Consider the following 1,207-nt stretch of genomic DNA (forward strand, 5'->3'; position numbering starts at 1 on the left):
GCAATCCAGGCCGCTCCTCGCAAGTACCTCGTCACCGCGCGCCTTTGAGCGGAAGAATTCTGTTGACGCTTCCAGCCCAATTCCAGCCGCCGAAATCTGGACAATGCGTAAGGGAATGTCCTTCGTTGCCTCGACCAGACGCGCCACGGTCGTCACGTGGATGGCTTCAAGATCGTCTCGCGCGCCTTCTTGCAGTGCCCCGGCAGCGTTCACAACGACGTCGACATTGCCCAGCAACACTCGCCATTCGTCGACTGAGATTGTGGGAATGTCTCGGATTACCCATGCCGCATTAGCGTCTGCAGCAAGGGCTGCAAGACGTGACCGTCCTACACCGACAACTTCAAATCCGGCATTAGCCAAAGCCCGCATGCATGCTCTGCCGATGAGCCCGTATCCGCCCAAAACGATGGCCTTACGCATCAAAGCCCCCATGGATGTACGATGTTATGTATTAGCCCCTCAGTATTGTCGTGAGCAGTGCGACTGAAACGCACGTGGGCGGCACCGCCGAACTTGGTTGGACGCCTCCTCCATTCGCACTTAATTTTTGAATGATCGGAATGGGGCCGGAAGACGACAGTCCGGTTTCGGCGGCTCCAGAAGCAATAGCTGCCGCGGAGCGCCGCCAGACAGCCAACAACCTATTTGATCACGCCATGGCCACCGATGGACATACAACCATTCCGTATAATAGCAAGGCTCGCTTAGCAGAATATAGACGGTGATATAGCAGCATCGTCTTGATGCGCATCCGGCGTCCCAGTATGGATTATACAGAAATGAATTGTTAGGGGGTAGCTTACATGATCATCAAAAGAATTTCCGTGACGGGTCTCTTTGGCAAATCAGGCGAGATCATATATGATTTGAATCCCGATTTGAACCTGATAACTGGGAGAAACGGATCCGGAAAAACCACAATCCTAAAACTTGCATGGTTCATCATAAGCGGTAACATTATTCATGCGTTACGCGAGGTGTCCTTCAGGGCTTGCACGATAGAAACGAATATTTACACCTGCTCAGTGCAGCGAACAGGAACGGCGCACTGTAAGGTGTTGATTGTCGCTGAGAACTGACCCGCTGGGGGTGCGGACGAAAACTTGGACTATCAGGGAGGTAGTTCATGTATTCCTACGAAGACCGGATGCGAGCAGTTGCGCTCTACATCAAGCTGGGCAAACGCCCGAAAGCGACTATTCGC

Annotated in this window: 2 protein-coding genes; one reads left to right on the forward strand and one right to left on the reverse strand. The window is 53.0% G+C overall.

The features are described 5' to 3' along the window. Positions 1-423, reverse strand: a 423-nt coding sequence (locus OIV19_RS23570; RefSeq protein WP_264234335.1) for an NAD-dependent epimerase/dehydratase family protein, incomplete at its 3' end; no start/stop codon positions are given. 383 nt (positions 424-806) lie between these two features. On the opposite strand from OIV19_RS23570, the gene OIV19_RS23575 reads away from it, so the two are divergent. Further along, on the forward strand, positions 807-1,082 hold the full coding sequence (locus OIV19_RS23575) for an AAA family ATPase (protein ID WP_369698109.1): 276 nt from the start codon (positions 807-809) through the stop codon (positions 1,080-1,082). Positions 1,083-1,207: the final 125 nt, after the last annotated feature.

Origin of the sequence: Brucella sp. HL-2, assembly GCF_025846885.2 — a bacterium.
GTDB classification, from domain to species: domain Bacteria; phylum Pseudomonadota; class Alphaproteobacteria; order Rhizobiales; family Rhizobiaceae; genus Brucella; species Brucella quorumnocens.